This window comes from Verrucomicrobiota bacterium (assembly GCA_027622555.1).
GTDB lineage: Bacteria > Verrucomicrobiota > Verrucomicrobiia > Opitutales > UBA2995 > UBA2995.
On record JAQBYJ010000043.1, the window covers coordinates 13,335 to 35,324 of the forward strand.

Sequence of the window (21,990 nt, forward strand, 5' to 3'; positions counted from 1 at the left end):
TGTCTAGTCTTAGCGAAAGGCAAGAATGTAGCCATGATCTTAAGACCATGGACGGCCACAAGGCAGGCGCATAAATTCATCCAATGGTGTGACTTACATTCCTACATTACTACTTATCGCGCCCGTCCCAGAGAAAAGCCTCCCCAGGATTTTCGCGACCGTCCCAGCCATAGAACAGGAGCATGTTTTTCATGGGCTCTTTCATCGCGTTGGAAATATACTGAATGTTCTGGTAGTGCATCCCGCGAACGGGTGAGAGGTCCTTTTCTTTTTCCCAACTAGCGCCGTCATCCGCGGAGGTCCAATGTTCGATACCCAATCCATAACCGTATTCGTCCATGCCTTCTTCGATGACCTTCTCGCCACTGCCGGTGATCATTGTGGCATGGTACACGCCATCCTCCGCTTGTTCCAGGTAGCTGGAGTTGAAGGGATGAAGTGTTTTGGTGATCTGCACCGTTCTCCACTCATTTTGCTCGTGGGAGACAAAATAGAAATGAGACCGAAGAATATCATCTTCATCGGAAACAGGTAATAGGAAATGCGGTTTGTCATCCTTATCCAATGAAATGGAAGGACCTGCCACAGCGGGACGCTCGTCCGTGTCCCAAACCAGTAGTTTCTCATCGGCGGTTTTTTTCCTTACCGGCAATTCCACTTCCTCGCCCTGGATATTGTAGGCTTTGCCGGAAGGAAGATCGACATAGAGGTAGTAGAGATTGTAGCGCTGGGTATGGTCGTGAAGAATTTCATTGTAACGGGTATTGAACACGGGATCTTCCACTTTCCAGATGAAGGCAATGTGCAGTCGCTTTCCATCGGCACTGACGGCAGTCGTATTGTAGGATCCGGAAAATGAAGCCCACTTACCATCCTGAGGTTCGCCGCTTAAATTGATCGCAGGCTTGGGCAGTTCATCCCAGGTGCGACCTCCGTCTCCGGAAATATGATACCACCAATAGCCCAGGTGTCCGGATAAACGTGAATAAATCAAAATCTGGTCATTGTAGATGCGATGCACCTTGGGGTAAGAAATGGATTCCGATATATCCGGACCACGAACCCAGCGTTCAGCGGAACCGGGTTTCGCAGATATGAGATGCATCCCTTTGGTCCGATGACAACCATGCAAGACATGGAGATAATTATCGGAGTCCGACCAGATAACCGGAGCTAAATGATGATCTCTCTCATAGTGCCGCAAGTCAGCCTCATCTTCATAGCCGACCATTAGATTGAGAGATTTTGAAAATTCTCTCTTCTTGAGGTCATAGCTAATAACAAAAGGATGTCCGTCTGCTCCCCGCCAGACAGCAAACATGGTTTCGTCCACCACCACCGCCTGGGGGTACATGCGATTGTCGTAGAACATTTTCAGTGTCCCGTTGTTGGCGAAGGAAGTGACCTTGGCGTGAGAGACACTTTGGCCAAACAATAGAGCAGCTAACAAAAGTAAAATTTGAATCTTTATTTTTCTCATTGTTCTAATTTCTTTCAACAGAGGCAGGACTATTGCGCGTGCCTTGGCGAAGCTTTAGCGAAGACTGGTCCTCGCAGTGCCGCGGCTAATCCAAGAACGGCATAGCCAGAGGCTATTGCCCTACCCATCCTGCAAGTCTTTTGCGTAATTTAGCGCCTTTCGTAGTTAAACAATTTTTACTGCTGGAGGTAAGCAATAAGATCAACGACCTCCTGTTCCTTCAAGGTCTGCAATAAACCTTCCGGCATGGTGGATTGTTCAAGTTGTTCCTGTTTCATCACCTCCGAAACGGGAATGACCTCTACGCTATCCAAACCTGAGATGGTAATGGTATGCCTGGATTGTGCGGAGATGTTTCCACTCAATATGCGTCCATCTTTCAAGGTCACCACCGTCATGCGATAGTCCTGGGGAAGCACCGCACTGGGATCGATCAGATTCTCCAATACATAATACAAATCATGACGGTTGGTTCCGTCGAGGTGAGGGCCCAGATTACCACCTTCCCCAAAGAGCGAGTGACAGGAACTGCAAGTTTGTTCGAACACACGCTTTCCATTTTGGATACTGGCATTCGAAATCACAGACGATGTGAGCCTGGACTGCCAGGAAGCGATTTGGGTTTGTTTTTCCTTCGGACTCTGTCGCAATTTTCCCCAAATTTGCTCCAACTGCTTGTTCAATTGATCATCGCCCAGATTGAAAATCTGGCGGGCATAAAATGCAGACACCTCAGATGGCTTCACTTGTCCATTCTTCATAGCCTGCACCAGGGTACCGGCGAAGGATCTACGGGAGCTCAGCGTGGAAATGGTTGCCAGGCGATCCTCCGTCAAATGCCGGCTATAGGGCTTGAGTAAAATACCGGCTATCTTCGGGTCATCGAAGGATGCCAATTCGCGGATGGCTTGATTCCGACGAGATTGATTATCCAAAAGATCCAGCCAATCATTGGCAGTCATTGGACTACCCTGATCAAAAACGGGCTGCAAACGTGCGGCTTCTTTTCGAATCAAGGCATTATCGGATCCTGCAACCAGATCCCAATTGGAAGGGGCATCAATCCCTTTCAGCCCATGCAGAGCTTCCTCAATACCTGTCACACCCGCTTTCGCATTGTCTATCATACCGGACCCGGCAGTGGATACTATCGCGGTAACCAAACTCGGCATCAGCTTGGCATTCAAATCAAAGTCCGAGGCGATGCGTCTTACGATATTCTTATAGACCAAAGGATCGAAACAGGTTTTCAAAAGGCCCAGAGCACGGACAGGATCCGCCGACACGAGTGGCCGCAAAGCGAACCAGATCATGTTCGGAAGATTCTGATCTTCCTTGTACCCAAAATCCAACAACAGGTCTTGAGCAACATCCCATTGTTGAGTTTCTGAAAATCTTGGGAAAGTGGATGCGACATACAAACGCACCAACGGGGATTCTCCATTCCGAGCCAGATTCTTGATCTTGTTAAACTGTTCCTCATTCGGTTCACCGCCCTCCCCGATCAAACGAACAGCCCAACTCCTCAAGTGCTCGTTCTTGTGGTCCAACAAATTCGTGAGCCGCTTTTCACCAACTCCACCGATACTGTGTAAAGCCCAGACAAAACGAAGTTGCCGGTCTACAGTTTGGTCAGGCTCCTTGAACAAGCGTAGTAACTCTTTGCGGGCGTCTTGAATATCCTGCCCCGCCACGAAACGTTCCTGAAGAATACGCCGGGCATGCCGCACGTACCAGTCGTTCTTGTGCAACTGATAGGCCACCAATTTCAGGTTGGATTCTGCGGCTAGATTTAAGCGTCCTGGATTATCAACTTCGCCGTATGAAACTTTGTAGATCCGACCACTGGTCCGGTGAACACCATCATTGTCATGGCACTCACCTATGTCTGTCCAATCCGACATAAAGACGCTTCCATCCGGTCCATAGATTTGAGTAACCCCTTTATACCAGGGATGATTGGACTTCATAAAATCTTCGCCGTGCAGCCCAACATAACCTGAGCCTTTGCGCTGAAGAATGTCGTTGTTAATGCGTCGACCGTGCGTGTTGCTCAAGAAGATCGTATTTCGGTATTTATCGGGCCAATTATCACCGAGATAAATCATAGCTCCGCAATGCGAGTGCCCGCCACCAATGATATCGGTGAGCCCTTCTGCGTTGTCCCGAAACTTTTTCCGGTCAGTCCACTCGCCTTCGTGGTGCAGATGATCGGCCATTAGACCAATCCTATCATACACATGGGAAAAAGATCCTTGCCCGTGCATGCGCGGATAAAAGGCTCCCGGGACCACATGCCAGAGGTGACCGTTCACATTGCCGGTCATGAACATTTCGCCCATGTCATTCCAATCGAGTCCCCAGGGATTGGTCGTTCCTCTAACGACGATCTCAAACTCGCGTGTGACCGGATGCATCCGCCATATACCGCAACTCACATCAGTCCGCTCGGAGTTCGATGTTCCTGGAGTACCTACCAGTGAAGACGCAGTGATGCCATGCCTGCCATACATCCAGCCATCCGGACCCCAATCGAGCCCATTGAAAAAGTTGTGGTTCGCATCGGTCGTAAATCCATCAAGCACAACCTCTGGCGGACCATCCGGAATATCGTCTCCATCCCGGTCAGGGATAAACTCAAGGTTGGGAGAATTACAGATCCAGACCCCGCCAAAGCCGACCGCCATGCCCGACAAGTGTGTGGCTTTGTCATAAAATATTTTCCGTGAATCGAAATGGCCGTCGTTGTCGGTGTCCTCGAACACCAGTATCCGATCCTCCCCTTTCATTTCCCACTCTTTATAAGAATAGGATTCGGCAACCCAGATACGCCCCCGATCATCGATCTGCATGGCAATGGGTTGCCGCACATCCGGTTCTCCAGCGAAAAGCGTGACCGAAAATCCCTCGGGCACCGACATGACCGCCGCGGCTTCCTCCGGCGAAAGAGGTTCGCGCCCCGGCTCCTGTGAATTGAAAGGCACGTAGTCGTCGGAAGCGAAGACAGGAACCGAAGTTAACAAAAGAAGTCCGAGGAATTGGGGAAGTCGTTTCATAGGGTATTACCAAAGTGGCTAATTCAAATGTCGCCAGAATAAGCCGCTCGGGTCAAGAAACTGTCTTCTTCAAACGCGAACTTGTTTGCGCAGGCATTTTTCATTTCCAAGTATCCAATCATGATTCAATCACGTTTATCCCACATGAATTCATTCCTCCACCAGAATCTGCTCCTTTCGCTCCTTGTCGCCTCCCTCGCGATCACATCCAGCCTTCTTGCTCAACCCGATCAAATCCTCCCCCTGGATCCTCAGATCACGATAGGAAAACTCGAAAACGGACTGACCTACTACATACGCGAAAACAGCGAACCGGAAAACCGGGCTGCGTTTCGCCTGGTCATAAAAGCTGGATCAATCCTGGAAAAAGACGGCACGGAGGGTCTCGCTCATTTTCTGGAACACATGGCGTTTAACGGCACCAAGAATTTTGAAAAACAGGAGCTGGTCGAGTTCATCGAGGGCATAGGCATGCAATTCGGGGCAGACCTCAATGCCTACACCTCCTTTGATGAAACAGTTTACATGCTGGAGATCCCCATGGATGACGAAGAGATCCTGACCAAGACCTTTCAAATCCTTGAGGATTGGGCGCACAACATTTCTTTCGATCCGGAGGAGATTCAGAAGGAGCGGGGGGTTGTCCTGGAAGAGTGGCGGCTACGATTAGGCGCGGGAGATAGAATACAGGACCTTCAACTTCCTGTTCTCTTCAATGGTTCTCAATACGCGGACCGCCTTCCGATTGGATATCCTGAGATCATTGAGACAGTCGATCGCGATGCCTTTGTCGATTTCTATAACAATTACTACCGCCCGAACTTGATGGCATTGATCGCAGTGGGGGATTTTGAAACGGAAAAAATGGAAAGCCTGATTCGCAGACAGTTTTCCCATTTAAAAAACCCGGAAGATGGGAGGCCTCGAACCGAGTTTGAAATTCCCGGACATACCGAAACGCTTTCATCGATTGCTACCGATCCGGAACTCTCATCCACCAGCGTAAGCATCAACTACAAACGCGCAAAAAAGACAATGAAGACCGAAGGCGATTATCGCCGCGTCATTGCCGAGTCATTGTATAGCACTATGCTAAACGGCCGTTTGAGAGAAAGAGGCGAACAGAAAAACCCACCTTATTTACGAGGGAGTATTCGTAAGTCAGGGTTTATTGGTCCGCTCGATATGGTTTCACAGTCCGCGAGTGTTGAAGAGGGAAAGTTTGCTGAAGGACTCAAGACAGTCCTGCTCGAACATAAGCGAGCAAAGGCGGGAGGATTTACGGAAAGTGAACTTTCCCGGGCCAAATCGAATTTACTGCGCAGCTATCAGCAATCTTTCCGGGAGCGGGACCAACGACGCTCCAGCAGTCACGCCGGCGAGCTCACATCTCATTTCCTGGAAGATGAACCGGTACCGGGAATCGAGTTTGAGCTGAATCTGGTTGAGAGGATCCTCCCCACCCTGTCGCTTGATGTAGTGAATCACATTGCAGATGATTGGATTACAGAAACCAATCGGGTTATCCTTTACTCAGCTCCAGAGAAGAATGGCGTACCGGTTCCGACAGAAGCGGATATTTTGGCCGTTGTGAAAGAAGCTGAAAATACCAGCTTTGAAAGTTACGAAGAAGCAGACCTGTCTTCACCCTTACTGAAAAACGAACCTCGCGCAGGCAAGATTGTTAAAGAGCTCCATCACGAAGAGGTCGATGTGACCGAATGGACGTTATCCAACGGAGTCCGTGTGGTGCTAAAAAAGACGGATTTCAAGAACGACCAGATAATCTTTACCTCCTTCAGCCCAGGAGGACATAGCCTCGTTGACGACGCTGATTTTGTTTCCGCACAAAGCGCAAGCCAGACCATTTCAGGCAGCGGCTTGGGAGATTACGATGCTTTGGATCTCCGCAAAAAACTGGCAGGCAAACGAGCCCAAGTGCGCCCATCCATAGGTGAACTTTACGAAAACCTGGGCGGCTCAGCTTCCCCGGAAGATTTGGAAACGCTGTTCCAGCTCATTTATCTTCGATTCACGGAACCGAGGACCGATGAAGACTCCTTTGGAGCCATGCTGACGCAACTGCGCACTTTTCTGGTCAACCGTCTGAACGACCCTCGACAGGTCTATAGCGACGCAGTCGAAAAAAAGCTCTTTAATGACCACCCACGGCACCAGCCGCTGAACCAGGCCTATATCGATTCACTCGATCTTCAAAAATCTCTGGAAATCTACAAAGACCGCTTTGCCGATGCCAGCGACTTTACTTTTATTTTCGTCGGAGCATTCGACTATGATACAGTCCGTCCACTGACCGAAAAGTATTTGGCCAGCTTGCCGAATCTCGATCGCAAGGAAACCTGGCGCGACATCATGGACACTCCGATACGCGGGCAGAACGAAGTGGTCGTTCATAAAGGGCTGGAACCTAAGAGTTCCGTTCAGTTGCGCTTCTATGGTGACGCCGATTGGTCCTACCAGGAAAATTACGTTTTAAGTAGTATGATTGATGTGATCGAAATTCCACTAAGAGAAGCCTTGAGGGAAGACAAAGGCGGTGTTTACGGAGTCGGTGTTTCAGGTGGATTGTCACGCGACCCAAAAGGCACCTTTTCAAGCAGTATTCGTTTTGGCTGCAATCCAGACAAGGTGGTCGAGCTCATTGAGGCTGCCAGAGAGGTAGTGAGGAAAATGCAAACGGACGGCCCCGACCCGGACGATCTGGCAGCAATCAAAGAGCAGCAAATTCGTGGTCAAGAAAACGACATCAAGGAAAACGGATTCTGGATGAGCGCCCTTAGCACCTACACGCGATACGATATTGATTTTAATGCGATCAATCAACGCATTGCTCGAACCGAAGCCTTAACCGCAAAAATGATCCAGGACGCCGCGATTAAATATTTTGATGACAGTAATTACTTCGTATCAAAGCTGTTGCCGGAGAAGTGATAAGCAACCGTAGGAATTGTCCACGGTGTCACCACCATGGCTACAGTAAGAAGTAGCGATGCTTCTGGTGACAGCATCGACGGTAAACAAACTTCAATTCGCCTTCTGTAGGCGAGCTTGCTCGCGAATTGAACCACCTTCGACATTCGGGTCACGAATAAATTTGCTCCTACAAAAAAGAGCTCACCACTAATCAATCCGCAACTCCGCAATCGCGATTCCTTCTTCCCCTGCCACCGAGTACAGTAAATACAACTGACCGTCTTCTTCAAAGATGCCGGGATCACGCAGTTCCTGAACTTCGATTCCACCACCCTTACCGGAAGGTGCGTTTGGGTAGGCTATACCCTCGTAATCCAGTTCCGGACGAAGCACTTCAATAGGGTCCGTGGCTTTCCAGCTTTTCCAATCAGCCTCGAGCGGAACCTTGGCCATCACAATTCGTTCCGGGGCATCGCTCTTTCGCGTATAGAACAGATAGAGGACATCGTCCCGCACATAGACCGCCGAGTGACGCATGCGAATGTCGTCGCGCTTTCCAAACGCATCTTGTGTCGACACCGGCCCAATCAATTCAGGCTCATGCCTTTCCCATCCATGATCTGGATGGTCGGACCGGTTCAAAAAACCAAGGGCATCAATCGCGTAGTTAGCACCCTTATACTCAAACACCCGAAAGTAGCTGTAGCCGTGAATCGTATCAAACACATCGAAGGTCAGACCATCTTTGGAAACAGCCGACACGGTACGTTGATTTGTGCCTGGATGCGATCCGTGTAGATACATTCGGATGGTTTGGTTTTCATGGTCGATATGCACATCGGGAGAAGCAATATGGTCTTCAAGCGACTTTGCTTCCTCCAAATGGATCGTACCTGGCTCGTAGATACGCCAGGGACCATGCAAATCATCCGCATAGGCAAGCCGGATAAAATTACCTTTGTGGTGCGCAAAGTAGAGATAGTATTTACCAAGAGGATCTTTCACCCACTCAGGAACGCGGATCAAAGAAGGTCCGTTGAGTTTGTTGCCCAAAGTATCGGAAGAACTCCCATCCAGAATCGGATTCTCAGCAAACCGTACCACTTGAATCCGTTCCTCTTTCTCAGCGAAACAGGCAACCACCAACAATGAAATCACCCACAAACAACTCAGAATCCAAAAAATACGTTTCATAGGTTTGGTTCCAATAATGAAGCTGCCCGCTTATAAGATCCAAGATTAAACGACTGCTTGTACCCGGCTTTCCTCAACCGATGAACTGCAATGGCTGAAAGGCCCCCGCTTTCGCAATGACAAAGAATGATTCTAGCCTTGTCACCGGACAACCGCCCAATCGATTTTCCAATCGATAAGGCCGAAACATTCTCAACACCTGCCAAATGTTTCTGAGCATATCGTTTTGGTGGTCTGACATCCACCACTAGAGCACCCGCAGCCAGGTAATCCTTAACCTGCTGATCACTGACTCGCCCTATCAACTTAAACCAAAGCAGCAGGCCTACGGAAAAAACCAGCAAAACAGAAAAGCTGATCAGAATGGGAACGGAATTGAGCAGTGAAAACACGACCTTGAAATTATGGGATAGTCGAACCATTGCTAGAGAATAATTGTAGAGTCGTTTTGCAACGCTTGCTCTTCGGCATTCGACTCCTTTTTATTAAGCCGATGAAATACCCCTGTCTTTCAAAATTTGTTACTGGAATTCTGATTCTGCTCTCCACGAGCACTCTCTTTTCTCAAACAGTTCCCAATCCACCGCCGGGTATTCCAGTCCCTGCGGAAATTCGATCAGCCCTCGAAAAAGAAACATCGGAGCTAAAAGAAGTGATCGTTGAACTCCAAACTATTCATCGGGACGATCCGGACAAACTGGATCTGATCAACGACGTGACTATCTACTACAATGCCGTTCACTACGCGCTGGTACATGATCAGTTTTATTCCGATAAAAAGGATGACGATTTCGCGATAGCCTTTCGACAACTGCAAACGGGGCGTACCCGGGCGGCCGCGCTCAGAAAAGGCAATGCTCCCTGGACTCGGCAAACCGGCCTGATAGTCCGTGGCTACGTTTCAAAAATCGATAGCTCCGTTCAGCCTTACGGATTGATTATCCCCGAGTCGTTCGATTTCGACTCCTCAATGCCAGCGCGGCTCGACATCTGGTATCATGGTCGAGGTAACACCTTGTCCGAACTGAAATTTATTGACCAGCGGGAAACCGATGCAGGGAAACTCATCACAGATCAGGCCATTGTGCTTCATCCCTACGGCCGTTACTGCAACGCCAACAAGTTCGCGGGCGAAGTAGATACCTTCGAAGCAATCGACCACGTAAAGAATCATTACAATATAGATCCAGATAGAATTTCCGTACGCGGATTCTCCATGGGCGGAGCAGCCACCTGGCACATGGCAACGCATCACGCGGGACTTTGGTCCGCAGCAGCTCCCGGAGCGGGTTTCGCGGAAAGTGCGATCTATGCCAAGGTCATGCAAAAAGACCCGAAGCCAACTTGGTACGAACTCAAACTTCACAGCTTTTACGACGCCACCAAATACGCTGCCAACCTTGCTCAATGCCCGACCATCGCCTACAGCGGATCCATCGATCCGCAGAAACAAGCGGCAGATATTATGGCCGAGTACCTGTTGAAAGAAGGTATGGAATTGAAGCATATCATCGGCGAAGGAATGGGACACAAGTTCGACGATGTATCACTCGAAATCATAAACAGCACGGTCGACGAATGGGCAAGTAAGCCTAAAAATAAATACCCCAGTAAGATCGATTTCGTAACCTACACGCTTCGCTATAACAAAATGGATTGGCTTACAGTCGATGCGCTTGAAGAACATTGGACTGAGGCTCGGGTGAGGGCTGAAATCCTTGATTCTAATACTATAAGCATCGGCACTAAGAACCTAACAGCCCTAACATTAGAACTTCCCCTCAAGAATCCAAAATTTAAACCGGGAAATCGAGTCACAATCAAAATCGATAATTCTTCGCTCTCCGTTTCCAGCAAAAGACAACCGATTTCCCTCATCAGGAAAAACAATTCCTGGCAGCTGGCACCTGACACCGCCTCCCCTTCCCTCAATAAACGCCACGACCTCCAAGGTCCGATCGACGACGCCTTCATGGAAAGTTTTATTTTTGTCCTGCCAAGTGGTGACGAATCCAATGCCGCCCTATCCGAATGGGTTGATTCAGAGGCTGCCGATGCTCAACTTCAGTGGTGGCGACAATTCCGCGGCGAGCCGATAGTAAAAAAAGACACAGAGATCACCGAAGCGGACATACAAAACAATCATCTCATTCTCTGGGGTGATCCTTCGAGCAACGCGGTCATTAAGCGTATTCGTCAATCCTTGCCAATAAGCTGGGACGGCGCGCGATTCTCGCTTCACGACAAAGAGTACTCCACAGACCAACACCTCCCGGTTTTAATTTACCCCAACCCGTTAAACCCAAACCGTTATATCGTTCTCAACTCCAGTTTCACGTTCAGCGAATTCTCTGGTGGCACCAACTCTCTCCAAATTCCTAAACTTCCTGATTGGGCGGTAGTCGATTTATCCGTGCCACGTAACATACGACATCCATTGGGTGTAGTTGTCGCAGGATTCTTTGACGAAGGTTGGCAATTCAAGCCGCGCTAAACATGGTTAGCCGCAAGGCTGGCACTTTAGAATTTCAGTCTTTCTTATTGAGGAGAGAAATTTGCTCACTCAGTTGAAGGGGTGTCGGATGGTCAAAAATCAAGGAAAGCGGAAAATTGACCTGGATCAGTTTACTGATCCGGTTCCTGATCTTCGTAGCGAGAAGAGAGTGTCCGCCCAAATCAAAAAAACTATCTGTCTCAGACACAGGACCACAATGAAGGACTTCTTCAAAAATAGTTGCGATGGCTGAAACATCGGATTGCCCGTTCGATGGCCGCACAATTTCAGTTTTCTGAGATAGATTCTGAACCAAAGTTTTTCTATCCAACTTTCCACTTAAAGTGTGTGGAAGATCCTTCATTGGCTCAAATGTACTAGGAATCATTATTGCTGGAAGCTGATTCGAGAGATACGGTTTTAGCTCATTTGCGAGAGCTTCGATAGCTCCAGGCGCTGGAACGTAGTAAGCATGTAATCGGGAATCATTCGGTCCATGCTCTAGTAAAACTACCGCAGCTTCACGAATATCCCGACGGCGATTCAGGAGTGACTCGATTTCGCCAACCTCAATTCGATAGCCACGAAGTTGAATCTGATGATCTATTCTTCCTAAAAATTCAATAGTGCCGTCCGGATGGTATTTCGCCAAGTCTCCAGTCTTGTATAAGCGCTCGCCACGGCCTTCCGGCAATGGATTCGTGATAAAGGTTTCCTCGGTAAGCTCGGGCAGGTTTTGATACCCTTCCGCCAGACAAACACCACTCAGATAAATTTCTCCCACTATTCCGATTCCCACGGGTTCATGATCTTTATCCAATAGATAAACCTTGGTGTTAGATACGGGGTTCCCAATTCGTATGGGCTTCGCACCCGGATAGCTTTTCCAAACGATGGAGTTTACACTGGTTTCAGTTAAGCCGTACCAATTATGGAGCTCAGCGTCCAAAGTGGCGTGAAATTTATCATTAATTTCTTCGGTGAGTGCTTCGCCGCCTGCAAACACAAGTTTAAGGGAGTTGCACTCAGAAATCTGGGGTAGATCGAGTAACGCTCGAAGCATAGACGGAACCGTGGAGTAATGAGTCACATTCTTTTCGAGAATGGTATTTAGAATATACTCAATGTTCCGTTGCCCTCCTCGATGCGCTACGACTATGGTGCCTCCGTTCAACAATGGCCAGAAAACCTCTGCCATGGAATTATCGAAAGAAATGGAAGCGGATTGCATCGACCTGTCTCCTGACACCATTCCATAAGCTTCCTGAATCCAATGCATCAGATTAATAATTCCACGCCTTGGCATTCTAACGCCCTTCGGATTTCCGGTAGAACCCGAAGTGTAAAGGATGTACATCAGGTCGTCCGCCGTTGCAGTAATTGGAAACGCTTTTTGGGTGGCATCGAAATCCATCCAGTTTATTTCATCAACGAAAATTCGCTCAACTGAACAGTCGGTCAAAGCCTGGTTAATCCCAGAATGACTCAACAACAGCTTCGCTCCGGAATCCTCCAACTGAAACTGTAGCCGTGATTCAGGGTTGTCTGGCTCCAAAGGCACAAAAGCGGACCCCACCTTAAGCACAGCAAACACAGAAATCAGGTGCTCAATCGATCGATAAAAACACAGACCTACGACATCACCGGACACCAATCCCGAGGCCTGAAGTCTGAATGCCAAATAATCCGCCCGACGATTTAATTCGCCATAGGTTATGGTTTCGTCACCACAAATCACCGCCACAGCCTTTGGGGTTTTAGAGACTTGGACTTCAAAAAGCTGTTCAATGGTGAGATCCGCAGGATAAGAACGGTCCGTTTTGTTCCATTCCACTAAAATTTTTTGCCTTTCAACAGCATCTAACATCCGGTTCGTTTCCCACAAAAACAACAGATATACAAGTGCTCGTTTTTAATGGTTCGCTCACTTGATCTTCCCGCCTTAATGCAATACTCATGTTAGGAAAATAATCACGGGCATGCCGCAAGACCAATCCAACCAGCAATTAAAAGATAGACATTCTCCTTTGGAAATGTCGGGAGATGAGTTCCGCAAGGCGGGACATCAACTGGTGGACGAAATCGCCAATTTCCTTGAATCACTTCCTACACGAAAAGTTGTAGAGACGAAGTCAGTTTCGGAAGTCCAGGCTTTGGTTGGAAATGAGCCATTGCCTACCAAAGGAGTTGATACTTCACAGCTGCTGAAAGAAACCACCCAGTTGCTCGTTGATCATTCCCTCTTCAACGGACATCCCCGCTTCTGGGGATACGTTACCTCTTCAGCTGCTCCGATTGGCATTCTCGGCGACTTCCTGGCATCAGCCGTAAATCAGAATTTAGGGGCCTGGCAGCTTTCGCCGGTTGCTACCGAAATCGAAGCTCAGACGATTCGCTGGATCGCCGAGCTCATTGGTTACAATACCGATTGTGGTGGCCTGATGGTGAGTGGTGGAAATATGGCAAATTTTGTTGGCTTTCTCGCAGGTCGTAAATCCAGGACTCCCTGGGACATTCGTAAAGAAGGCATCCAGAAAAAGGACAAGGCCCTGCGCGTTTACTGCTCCGATGCGACGCATACCTGGGTCCATAAAGCTGCCGATCTTTTTGGCCTGGGGACAGACGCCATTCGTTGGATTCCCAGTGACCTCGACCAACACATGGACCTGGCCAAATTGGAAGAACAGATCCGGGCCGACATTCGCTTAGGTTTTATTCCATTGTTGGTAGCAGCCTCTGCAGGCACAGTAGCTACCGGGGCTGTTGATCCGATCAACGCGATTGCGGATCTTTGCGAAGAGCACAACTTGTGGTTACACGTCGACGGAGCTTATGGAGCGATGGCGGCGGCATTGCCTGAAGCCAGTGAAGATTTGAAGGCGATTAGCCGGGCTGACTCGGTTGCACTGGACCCACACAAGTGGCTCTACTCTCCTCTGGAAGCTGGCTGCACCCTCGTTAAGAACAGGCAGGATCTGCACGATACTTTTGCGTTCCATCCGGACTATTATAAATTTAATCTGGAAGGCGACCAAGCTCCCACCAACTACTACGAACTGGGGCTGCAAAACTCCCGCGGATTTCGAGCACTCAAGGTATGGTTGGCGTTTAAACACGTAGGTGGACCTGCGTTTGTCGAGACCATCAGACAGGACATCGCGCTGGCACAAGCCATGTTAAAAATTATTTCTGATCATGAAGAACTGGAAACCTTCACCTGTCACTTAAGTATCACCACGTTCCGGTTTGTCCCCAAAGATCTACAGGAGAAAAAAGACGAACAACTCAACTACTTAAACGAGCTCAACGAAAAACTGCTCAACCAACTTCAGGAAGAAGGAGAGGTCTTTGTTTCGAACGCCGTCTTACAGGGCACTTATGCTTTACGGGCCTGTATTGTAAATTTCAGAACAACTCTGAAAGAAATCGAAAAACTTCCCGGGATTGTAACGCGAATTGGTCAGGAGTTGGATGGGAAGATGAGGAGGTAAACGGTGTCAGGTGTCAGGCGTCAGGTGTCAGGTGTCAGGTGTCAGGTGTCAGGTGTCAAAAGACGTTCCGAAGCCATTTGATTGTCAAGGTGTATGAGCAAGCTTGCTCGCGACCTGGAAGTTCTCTGATATACAAATCGCGGACAAGCTTGTTCCTGTAAGAAGGAGAATCGAAAAGACAGAGCCAAGCTGGGGCTTGGCGTTCCCAGGAGGATCGGGGGATTAACCCCCTCCTACAGCGTTTATTCCTTCGCGATCGGCGGACCCCAACGTTGCTTCTGGGTGACATCAATAATCACTTCCGTGTCATTCGCCTGCGCTGGTCCAGGACGGCTTGTTCCGCGGGCAACCAGGGTTCGAATACGTTCGTCCAACTGCTTTAGTTTCTCCGGATGCCTGGTGGCCACGTTCGTCGTTTCGGCAATATCCTCTTCAAGATTGTAGAGCTCAACAATACGCGGTTTTCCCCGGGAAGCATTTAAGTTCTCGGATTCATTCCGGTAGACAATTTTCCAGGGTCCTTCCAATAGGGTGAACTCCCCCGCAGTAGAGTGCGCAATCACATGATCTCTCTCTGGCTCGACCTCACTATCGAAAAGTGAGCTTAAAAAACTAATGCTGTCTTCAGCGGCCTCCTGCGGGAGGACCGTACCTAAAATCTCGGCACAGGTTGCAAAAATATCTACTAAACTCAAAGCCTGACCGCGCTCCGCTCCGGCCTCAATTTTCCCAGGCCAGCGAACCATAAACGGCTCACGGTGTCCGCCTTCCCAGATTTGGCTTTTGTGACCGCGGTAAGGACCACTCGGATAATGTTCCGCCTCCAACAAGGTTTCCCAGCCGGTATAATGCGAGTGCCCGTTGTCGGCGGTAAAAATAACCAGAGTATTATCAGCAATCCCGGCATCCTCGATCGCTTGAATTACCTGACCTGCCGACCAGTCCGTTTCCATTACAAAATCGGCAACAGGCGCAATATCACTTTTCCCTTTAAAATTCGCCGAAGGAACGACGGGCTCGTGAGGAGAGGTTTGGGAGAAGAAAAGAAAAAATGGTTCATCCTGGTCGGCCTTTTCGTGAATGAATTGGACTGCCCGTTTCGTGATCTCTGGCAAGATCTGATCCCACTGCCAGCCGGGAGCGATTGGATTCCCGTCGAATCCTTGGGGCATCACCGTACCTTCATTGGGATCCCACTTGTAGCGGTCGGTGGGTTGAACAACCACCCGGTCATTCTCAATAAAAGTAAAAGGAGGAAAATTGGGCACATGCGTTCCAAAGTAGTAATCGAATCCACGCGCCGTAGGTCCATCGGCGATTGGCTGGGTGTAATCCCATTCTTTTTCCTGCAGAACATTGCGAACCTCTTCGCGTGTGCTCGGCTGGGCTCCAGCCCAATTCCAACCGAGGTGCCATTTTCCGATCAGTCCGGTATCGTAACCTTGCTGCTGCAACAACAATGGCAAGGTAAGTCGGCCCTCCTCAATTAGCGGAGGCTCGTAAGCCGCCTGCACCCATTCCTGTAAACTGGAGCGCCAGGCATAGCGACCGGTCATCAAACCATAGCGCGTAGGAGTGCAACAGGCCGAGCCGCTGTGCGCATTCGTAAAACGCATTGCCTCAGCTGAGAACGCATCGAGGTAAGGCGTAGCAATTTTGTTATCCGGGTAATGTGCCTGGATATCGCCTATTCCAAAATCATCAGCAAGGATGATAACTATATTCGGACGTTGTTGCGTTTTCTTACTTGAGCATCCCTGGAATAAAAATCCGATGGTTAAGCAGCTAAGTAGAAGTCGAATAAACATAAGTATTTAATTGTTGGCCACGAAAGTGCCAGGATCAATCACGGATTTTTATTTCGATTTCATGCTCCTACATTTTAAATCTCATCGCTACTCAATCCTCAATTGGTGGTGCCCAACGCATTTGTTGGGTCACATTGAAAATGACCTCGGTATCGTTCGATTGATCCGGACCCTCCCGGCTGGTTCCTCGGGCGACCACCGCTTTTAATTTATCACTCAGGCCTTTGGCTATCTGCGGTTCCTTTTCGACCAGATTGTTTGCCTCGGCAATGTCGTCCTCAAGATTATAGAGCTCGACGATACGAGGTTTGCCCCGGGACTGATTTAGATTGGCATGCTCATTTTTAAAAACGATTTTCCAAGGTCCTTCCATATAGGCAAATTCTCCATCGACCGAATGGGCCACCACATGATCTCGATGAGGGTTGTTGTTGTTTCCTAATAGCGTAGATAAAAAGCTGAAGCTGTCTTCGGCTGCGTCATCGGGAAGATTTTTTTCCAGAAGTTCCGCACAGGTGGCGAACACATCGTTCAAACTGAGAATATCGCTCGTCGCCTGACCAGCTGCTATACGTTTTGGCCATCTTGCCAAAAAGGGAACACGGTGTCCACCCTCCCAGATGTCTCCCTTGCGGCCACGAAAGGGTCCGCTCGGAGAGTGACCGGCATTGATGAGTTCATTCCATTCCTGAGGAGCGTGCCCGTTGTCGGTAGTAAATATCACAAGGGTATTGTCCGAAACACCTGCGTCCTCCAGCGCCTGAATCAGCTGCCCCGCGGACCAATCCGTTTGCATGACCCAATCAGCGGCGTGCGCAATTCCGCTTTCCCCTTTGAACTGCGCAGTAGGCACAATGGGTGTGTGAGGAGAGGTCATAGGAAAATATAAAAAGAATGGCTCATCTTGCCCTGCCTGGTCATGGATGTATTGCACAGCCCGCTCTGTGATCTTCGGCAAAATTTGATCGAAGCGCCAATCGGGTGCCATGGGATTCCCATCAAATTGAGCCGGCATGAAGGTGCCATCGTCGGCAGAGTATTTAAACCGCGAAGTCGGTTGCTCCACAACCCGGTCGTTTTCAATAAAAGTAAACGGAGGGAAATTGGGCACATGCGTACCGAAGTAATAATCGAATCCACGGGTGGTTGGTCCATTGGAAATCGGCTTGGTGTAATCCCATTCCCTCGTTCGCAAACCGTTTTTTTCTTCCTCCATTGTACTCGGCTGGGGTCCTGCCCAATTCCAACCCAAATGCCATTTTCCGATACACGCGGTAGCATAACCTTGCTGTTGCAAGAACTTGGGAAGCGTGAGCCGATCTTCCGCAATCAACGGCGGCTCGTAACAGGCCAACACCCATTCCTGCAACCGCGTTCGCCAAGCATACCGCCCCGTCAGCAATCCATACCGTGTTGGCGAACAAACCGCCGATCCTGTGTGCGCATTCGTAAACCACATGGATTGTTCTGTGAACCGATCGAGGAAGGGAGTCGGTATTTTGTTATCCGGGAAATGCGCCTGGATATCCCCCACCCCGAAATCATCGGCCAGGATGATTACGATGTTGGGCTTGTCCTGCGTGTCCCGTCGAAGCCCCTGGGCGGAGTCGGAAGCCTGTCGAATGGGACCTAATTGGGTTTCCTTTTCCCCGCAACCGCATAGAAAGAAACCGAGAACGAAAATAATCAAAAGACTGTTTAGCTTCATCGAATAATATTTTGTTTATGAATTCAGTAAATCTGCGGATCCCCATCTCGCACCTGTACAAGCAAACTGTTGTTCGCGACTCATAAAAAAATTGCCACGCTGGGGCTTGGCGTTCCCAGGGATGTCGCGATGAAAATTGCTCCTACATAATTAAAGTGTCCCTAGTTTCTATTCCACGGAAAACTCATCGTTGGCTGACCGACATACCTCTCATTTGAAATAACGAGACGCGTGCCACATCCCGGTTCCAATCGCACAACAAAGGTCGTGCTATCCACTTTCACTGAATCCTTACCGTGTTTGACCTGGGTAATCCTATGTTCACCGTAGGCTCCAGCCTGGACAATCAACTCTCTCGCCTCTGATTGGTTTACATTTACCAGAGTTACCGAAACCTGCTCATCACTCACTTGGTCAATCAGCGCAGCGACGTCCTCCGGAATCCCAGCCCTCCGATTCACCGGATCGAAGTAACGCAAGCGACAATGAAGCGGAGCAGCGCCCCGGCCGGGATCAAGTCCAGCCATCATCAATTTGTTCAAAGTGTCGACGGTTGCCGGGTTAAAAGCCATCGGATCATCAGCCAGGCGGGTGTCGGGCGTGGTCAGGTCGGCACGCATTCCCGCTACACGAGTGCGAATCGTTCCAAAATCCTTCCCCAATTCACGAGCAGGGAAGTCATCATCGTCGCCGTTAAGATATCTCACCCAGGGATCGTTCTTCACACGAGCCTTGTCCTTTTCGTCCATGGTCCAGAACCAGCAATTCAACAATCCCCAGGAAACCGGGTTCGGTTGAAAGTCATACCAGCCATCATCCCCATACATGTTTGGGTAACGCCGGACACCATCGATCATTTTTGAATTGGAATTCACAATATCGATCATACGAGTCCAGGCATCGATATACTTCCGATCTCCCGTGAGCAGATAGGCATTTCCAAATCCATCCACCGCGCGATAGACACGGGTCCGGTGGGCCAGTTCACCGGTTTGAGGAACCTCAACTGAGAACCCCCAACCATAGACGCTACCCCACCATTTGCCATCCGTTTCACCACCAATGGTTCCGTCGAGTCCGACGCTGGAGGGAATGATGCCGTTGTTATCCTTCATACGTTTGAGCCAGGCATCGGCGTAGTCGACCAACCATTTTTTGTACTTTGCTTCACCGGTCAGGATATAGGCGTTCGAAGCCAAGGTCATGGAGGACATGTTCTGCGGATGGTCTCCGAGGATGTCGTTGTAATCTTTAAAATGCGCGACCATCTCAGCATAGTTACGCTCACCATGACCTAAATGAAAGCGGTTTTCCACCTCGATGGGATCACCCGCCCAATCGAGCCCCGTGGTCTTGCGCATCAATGGTCCCCGGCTGCCGTTGAACATGCTCCGGATGATCTGATGCTCGAAGTCGAAATTCTGCGCACCCGGATCTTCGTTCATGTAAAATCCGGCAAAGCGTCGCACCCTGTTTTGGAAATCAAGGCTATCCGGATCGGATAACCCTTGCAGATTAAAGACCCGCAATCCTTCTCCGTTATGCATCCAATCCATCATGACGGGAAACTCTTTATAATACATGCCGTCGCGGGCAAAGGGCACATCTGTCGTCTTCGCTTCCGTGTATTGCCTGAGGTGACCTTCCCAGGCTTTACGATACATCGTGAGAATGGCGTCATCCCCACCCAACGCATGCAGAATCGGCCAGTCTGCCACATTCTCAATCGCATCGTCCGGTCCGTCGTCTCCTCCCCATCGTTCCACACACAAAAGGTAACCGCGTTCATCAAAGTATTTTTCAAAAAACTCCGAGCAGGCGACGGTATGAGCCCTGAGCAACTCGCGTTCAAGCAATGCCCATTCCGGTGGCGCCATTGGGGAACTAACGTCGATAACAACGGAGCGGGCGAATCCATTAATGGAAAGAAGAAAGGAGGAAGAAAAAACTAAATATCTGAGTAAGCGAATATGTTTCATGGGGTGAAGCAGACTAGCTTCATCGCAGTTACAAACTCCAGAAAAATAATCGCCCTTTCTTAAGCTCCTTACAACTTCCTGGTTGTTCAGTTCTTGGGAGAATCAAATCGTTTTCAACAACTCCAGAAACTCACAAAGAGTATTCACATTATTGATGAAAACCCGGCTGCTGATGCGGTCTTTTACTTCCCATTCTCCATTCCACGTTTGGTCCTTAATCTTTTTCTTGAATCGATCATCAATTGTTATCCAACGACCTTTTTTGTCCTGGGCCTCAACGATCGCCTTTACCTTAGGCTCCAGCTCGGTGATCCTCTGCATGGGATCAGCAGGCTCTTCCTTATCAAAATCCCAGCCTTTAAAATTGAGTCTTTCAAAACGAGCACGGGTTTTTGCGATTTTCTCAGTCAGGTCGGTTTCGTAACCATAACCCGTTCGACGCTCCTCACTCAGCTCCTCAGGACTGTCTACACGAATCCGTCCACGGTCATAGTAAAGGGGTTTCCCTGTACCAATCTCAATAAACCGGGGCCACAATCCATTGGGCAACTGACAATCATCCAACCAACGGAGAGAGTCGTGAATCGGCTCCAGATACTCGGATTTCTTGAAAACCACGGCCAAGTCCATCAGCGAGTTCAGATTATTAACCGTTGCCAGCGGACAAAGGGAAGGCGGCTCAAAACTACGCGCCCATGCGGGTTGATTGAATTCATTGTATTGCTGCGCCCAACCTGGTTGAGGGGGAGGAAGTTGCGACATCATTATAAAACGTGCCGCTCTATTTAAACTAATCCCGATCTGATCATTGCTGTAATAGCCGTCCGCTTCAATCATGACGCGAATACAGTCATTCATTCCTTCGTCGTTGAAGGTTGCGTAGTCATGGTAGTTAAACTGACGAGGGAACTTATGTGGCCAACCACCATTACTCAGCTGGGAGGTGGTCATCAAATTCAGAGACTTCTCAATGGCCCCCCAGAATCCCTCTCCACCAAACTTGAAATCTGCTGCCATCAGGAAACTTATCGTCGACTGGGTCTGATCATCATCAAAGCTCACAACCCTCGACGGGGCTTTGCTAAAATTTATGGTGTGATCCCATCCACCTAAACTGTTTTGTCCCCTTATCAACGCATCAGCCGCATCCTTGGTGGCACGCATAGCCGGATTATATTGAGTAACATTATACGCCCTCAAAAACGCCATCCCCACAGCGGGTGTTCCAGGAGCTTGAACCTCGATGGTACTCTCATCAGCAATCCCTTCACCCCATCGCTCGCTCAAATCCGACGTCACGTACCACACGTAACCACCCTCGGTGCTGATCGAATGAAAGAATTTAACCCCGCGCTCCAATGCCTGCTCAGCATCTCGTTTAAGATCAGCCGAAACGGTTACACAAAATGAAAAACTTAAAAGGATGAGTAGCATTTTTTTCATACGGAGAATAATAAATACTCTAACTCAACGTCTTCCAAGCGTTAAGAGATGCTCGATAAAAGTTCCCGGTCTCTGCTTAGAAAACGACGAAAAAGAACCTGGAGCAACAAAGCACCAACCAAAGTTTAACTCAACCACAGATTGCTCAGATGGGCACAGATATTTTAATTATGAAACCACGAATGGACAGGAATCATGAGGTAGGGACTGATCGCCGACTGTGTCGGGTCGAAGCTTTCAGCGTAGCCTGAGCGGTCCGATATCCTGAAGGGTTCAAGGCATCTTTCTAAACGGAAAAAAGATACAAATTTTAACCACTGATAGCACTGATTTTCACCGATAAAAAACGAAAAAATATTCGTGATCCATTCGTGGTTAGTTTATGATTTTTAAAGGAACCAGC

The 21,990-nt window shown here is 49.1% G+C and carries 12 protein-coding genes; 3 read left to right on the forward strand and 9 right to left on the reverse strand.

Going from position 1 to position 21,990, the window contains the following annotated elements:
* Positions 1 to 109: 109 nt before the first annotated feature.
* Both O3C43_12585 and O3C43_12590 read right to left on the reverse strand, forming a co-directional pair.
* Positions 110 to 1,480 (reverse strand): BNR-4 repeat-containing protein, encoded by a 1,371-nt coding sequence (locus O3C43_12585; GenBank protein ID MDA1067330.1) that lies wholly within the window; start codon positions 1,478 to 1,480, stop codon positions 110 to 112.
* A gap of 176 nt (positions 1,481 to 1,656) precedes the next feature.
* Positions 1,657 to 4,536 (reverse strand): c-type cytochrome, encoded by a 2,880-nt coding sequence (locus tag O3C43_12590; protein MDA1067331.1) that lies wholly within the window; start codon positions 4,534 to 4,536, stop codon positions 1,657 to 1,659.
* A 144-nt stretch (positions 4,537 to 4,680) separates the two neighbouring features.
* On the opposite strand from O3C43_12590, the gene O3C43_12595 reads away from it, so the two are divergent.
* On the forward strand, positions 4,681 to 7,488 hold the full coding sequence (locus O3C43_12595) for an insulinase family protein (GenBank protein MDA1067332.1): 2,808 nt from the start codon (positions 4,681 to 4,683) through the stop codon (positions 7,486 to 7,488).
* A gap of 189 nt (positions 7,489 to 7,677) precedes the next feature.
* Here O3C43_12595 and O3C43_12600 read toward each other — a convergent pair whose 3' ends face one another.
* Both O3C43_12600 and O3C43_12605 read right to left on the reverse strand, forming a co-directional pair.
* Positions 7,678 to 8,664, reverse strand: a complete 987-nt coding sequence (locus tag O3C43_12600; protein MDA1067333.1) for a hypothetical protein — start codon at positions 8,662 to 8,664, stop codon at positions 7,678 to 7,680.
* Positions 8,661 to 9,086, reverse strand: a complete 426-nt coding sequence (locus tag O3C43_12605) for a rhodanese-like domain-containing protein (protein ID MDA1067334.1) — start codon at positions 9,084 to 9,086, stop codon at positions 8,661 to 8,663. Before O3C43_12605 ends, O3C43_12600 begins: the two co-directional genes overlap by 4 nt.
* Before the next feature lie 71 nt (positions 9,087 to 9,157).
* Here O3C43_12605 and O3C43_12610 point away from each other — a divergent pair, with 71 nt between their 5' ends.
* Positions 9,158 to 11,158 (forward strand): prolyl oligopeptidase family serine peptidase, encoded by a 2,001-nt coding sequence (locus O3C43_12610; protein MDA1067335.1) that lies wholly within the window; start codon positions 9,158 to 9,160, stop codon positions 11,156 to 11,158.
* Between the two features lie 34 nt (positions 11,159 to 11,192).
* On the opposite strand, the gene O3C43_12615 is transcribed toward O3C43_12610, so the two are convergent.
* Positions 11,193 to 12,992 carry an amino acid adenylation domain-containing protein gene (locus tag O3C43_12615; GenBank protein ID MDA1067336.1) on the reverse strand — a complete coding sequence of 600 codons (1,800 nt, stop codon included), beginning with the start codon at positions 12,990 to 12,992 and terminating at the stop codon, positions 11,193 to 11,195.
* 145 nt (positions 12,993 to 13,137) lie between these two features.
* On the opposite strand from O3C43_12615, the gene O3C43_12620 reads away from it, so the two are divergent.
* A complete protein-coding gene (locus O3C43_12620; protein MDA1067337.1) occupies positions 13,138 to 14,649 on the forward strand; it encodes an aminotransferase class V-fold PLP-dependent enzyme in 1,512 nt (503 codons plus the stop codon).
* A 242-nt stretch (positions 14,650 to 14,891) separates the two neighbouring features.
* Here the strand turns inward: O3C43_12620 and O3C43_12625 are convergent, their stop codons facing one another.
* The 4 genes from O3C43_12625 to O3C43_12640 form a co-directional block, all read right to left on the reverse strand.
* Entirely contained in the window at positions 14,892 to 16,457 is a 1,566-nt protein-coding gene (locus O3C43_12625; GenBank protein MDA1067338.1) for an arylsulfatase, read from the reverse strand.
* Between the two features lie 91 nt (positions 16,458 to 16,548).
* A complete protein-coding gene (locus tag O3C43_12630) occupies positions 16,549 to 18,165 on the reverse strand; it encodes an arylsulfatase (protein MDA1067339.1) in 1,617 nt (538 codons plus the stop codon).
* 161 nt (positions 18,166 to 18,326) lie between these two features.
* Positions 18,327 to 20,144, reverse strand: a complete 1,818-nt coding sequence (locus O3C43_12635; GenBank protein MDA1067340.1) for a hypothetical protein — start codon at positions 20,142 to 20,144, stop codon at positions 18,327 to 18,329.
* Between the two features lie 102 nt (positions 20,145 to 20,246).
* The gene (locus O3C43_12640; GenBank protein MDA1067341.1) at positions 20,247 to 21,587 is read right to left on the reverse strand and encodes a hypothetical protein; all 1,341 of its coding nucleotides are present in this window, start codon (positions 21,585 to 21,587) and stop codon (positions 20,247 to 20,249) included.
* Positions 21,588 to 21,990: the final 403 nt, after the last annotated feature.